Consider the following 2925-nt stretch of genomic DNA (forward strand, 5'->3'; position numbering starts at 1 on the left):
CCGTGATCTTCCCGGACCCGCAGGCCGCCGCGCTGCTCGCGGCGTCCGCCCTCGGAACGGGCACCGGCGCCGACAGCGGTCCCGCGGGCGGGCTCCAGCAGCCGGCCTTCGGGTCCGGTTTCGAGTCCGGCCCGCAGGCCCTCGGGCAGGAGTACGGGCAGGGCTTCGGCCCGCGCGACTCCGCGGCCGACCACCCCGGCTCGTCCCCCTCCCCGCACACGGGTTCCCCGGGTTCGCCGAACACGGGCCCGCAGCCCTCGGTCGGCTCCAACACCGGCCCGCAGCCCTCGGTCGGCTCGCACACCGGTCCGCAGCCGGCCGTCGGCCCGGACACGGGCCCGCAGCCCGCCGTGGGTTCGGGCGCCGGTCCGCAGCCCGCCGTCTCGGACGACCCGACCGCGAGCCCGACCGCCGCGCTCGTCGCGATGTCGCACGCGCAGCAGGGCGAGCAGCAGACCCAGCAGACCCAGCAGGGCCAGCCCGGCCAGCAGGGGCAGCAGGGCGAGCCCGTCCAGCGGCCACGGCCGGCGCGCGGCGCGGCCGACGAGGGCACCGACACCGTGGAGATCGCGGTCCGGACGCCCGACAAGCCGCAGCCGTGGGCCGAACTCGGCATGGCCGAGGACGAGTACCGGCGCGTCCGCGACATCCTGGGCCGCCGCCCGACCTCCGCCGAGCTCGCGATCTACTCGGTGATGTGGTCGGAGCACTGCTCCTACAAGTCGTCCAAGGTGCACCTGCGCCAGTTCGGCGAGAAGGCCCCGCAGAGCGACGCGCTGCTGGTCGGCATGGGCGAGAACGCGGGCGTCGTGGACGTCGGCCAGGGCTGGGCGGTGACCTTCAAGGTCGAGTCGCACAACCACCCGTCCTACGTCGAGCCCTACCAGGGCGCGGCGACCGGCGTCGGCGGCATCGTCCGCGACATCATCTCGATGGGCGCCCGTCCCGTCGCCGTCATGGACGCGCTTCGGTTCGGCCCGGCCGACGCCCCCGACACCCACCGCGTCCTGCCGGGCGTGGTCGCGGGCGTCGGCGGCTACGGCAACTCCCTCGGCCTGCCCAACATCGGCGGCGAGACCGTCTTCGACGCCTGCTACGCCGCGAACCCGCTGGTCAACGCGCTCTGCGTGGGCGTGATGAAGCACGAGGACATCAAGCTCGCCGCGGCCCCCGGCCCCGGCAACCAGGTGATCCTGTTCGGCGCGATGACCGGCCCCGACGGCATCGGCGGCGCGTCCGTGCTCGCCTCCGCGAGCTTCGACGACGCGTCCCAGGCCAAGCGGCCGAGCGTGCAGGTCGGCGACCCGTTCATGGAGAAGCTGCTGATCGAGTGCTGCCTGGAGCTGTTCCGGGCGGACCTGGTCGTCGGCATCCAGGACCTCGGCGCGGCGGGCGTGTCCTGCGCGACGACCGAGCTCGCCGCCGCCGGCACCGGCGGCATGGCCGTCGACCTCGACGCCGTCCCGCTGCGCGACCCGAGCCTGCGCGCCGAAGAGATCCTCATGTCGGAGTCGCAGGAGCGGATGATGGCGGTCGTCGAGCCCGCCAAGGTCGACGCCTTCCTCGCGATCTGCGCCAAGTACGAGATCCCCGCCACGGTCATCGGCGAGGTCACCGACACCGGACGCCTCACCATGACCTGGCGCGGCGAGACGATCGTGGACATCCCGCCGGTCACCGCCGCCGACGAGGGCCCGGTGTACGAGCGGCCGATCGCCCCGCCCGCCGACCTCGCCGCCATCCAGTCGGACACGCCGGGCCGGCTGACCCGGCCGTCCACCGGCGAGGAGATCCGCCGGACGGTGCTGTGGCTCGCCGGGTCCCCGAACCTCGCCAGCAAGACGTGGGTGACCTCGCAGTACGACCGGTACGTGCTGGGCAACACCGTGCTCGCGATGCCGGAGGACGCGGGCGTCGTCCGCATCGACGACGAGTCCGGGCTCGGCATCGCCCTGTCGCTGGACGGCAACGGCCGCTACACGCGGCTCGACCCGTACGCGGGCGCGCAGCTCGCGCTGTCCGAGGCGTACCGGAACGTGGCCGCGACGGGCGCCCGCCCGCTCGCGGTGACGAACTGCCTGAACTTCGGCTCCCCCGAGGACCCGGGCGTCATGTGGCAGTTCGCGCAGGCCGTCGAGGGCCTCGCGGACGGCTGCCGCTACCTCGGCACCCCGGTGACCGGCGGCAACGTCTCGTTCTACAACCAGACCGGCGACCAGGCGATCAACCCGACCCCGGTGATCGGCGTCCTCGGCGTGCACGACGACGTGCGCCGCCGGGTGAACATGGCGTTCGTCACCGAGGGCTCGACCCTCGCCCTGCTCGGCGAGACCCGCGAGGAGTTCGGCGGGTCCGAATGGGCGCACGTCGTCTACGGCCACCTGGGCGGCCTCCCGCCGAAGGTGGACCTGGCCGCCGAGGCCGCCCTGGCGTCCGTGCTGGTCGCCGCCGCCCGCGACGGCCTGCTCGCGGCGGCGCACGACCTGTCGGACGGCGGGCTGTCCCAGGCGCTCGTCGAGTCCTGCCTGCGCGGCGGGCTCGGCGCGCGGATCACCCTGCACGGCGACCCGTTCGTCCAGCTGTTCAGCGAGTCGGTCGCGCGGGCCGTCGTGGCGATCCGCCCCGGCGCGGAGGCCCGCGTCGCGGCGCTGTGCGAGCAGGCGGGCGTCCCGGTGAGCCAGCTCGGCATCGTCGGCGGCGACTCGCTCACCGTCAACGGCGGCGACCAGCAGGAGGTCTTCTCGATCTCCCTGGCCGACCTCCGCGAGGCCCACGAGCGCACGCTGCCGAGCTACGCGAGTTGATTTGAGCCTCAGGTCCGCCAGGTTCGCCTAGCGGCTCCCTGGCGGGCCTGAGCCTCGTGCGAGCGCGGCATCGCTTCGCGATCGACCGTGGGGGGGGGCGCCATCGGGCTGGCCCCCCCAC

General features: G+C 74.5%; 1 protein-coding gene. It reads left to right on the plus strand.

All coding sequences use genetic code 11. The annotated features are described in order from the left end of the window. The first annotated feature begins 614 nt into the window (after positions 1 to 614). On the plus strand, positions 615 to 2804 hold the full coding sequence (gene purL / locus AB0J52_RS34610) for a phosphoribosylformylglycinamidine synthase subunit PurL (protein ID WP_500187114.1): 2190 nt from the start codon (positions 615 to 617) through the stop codon (positions 2802 to 2804). Positions 2805 to 2925: the final 121 nt, after the last annotated feature.

The organism is Spirillospora sp. NPDC049652 (assembly GCF_040675125.1).
GTDB lineage: Bacteria > Actinomycetota > Actinomycetes > Streptosporangiales > Streptosporangiaceae > Spirillospora.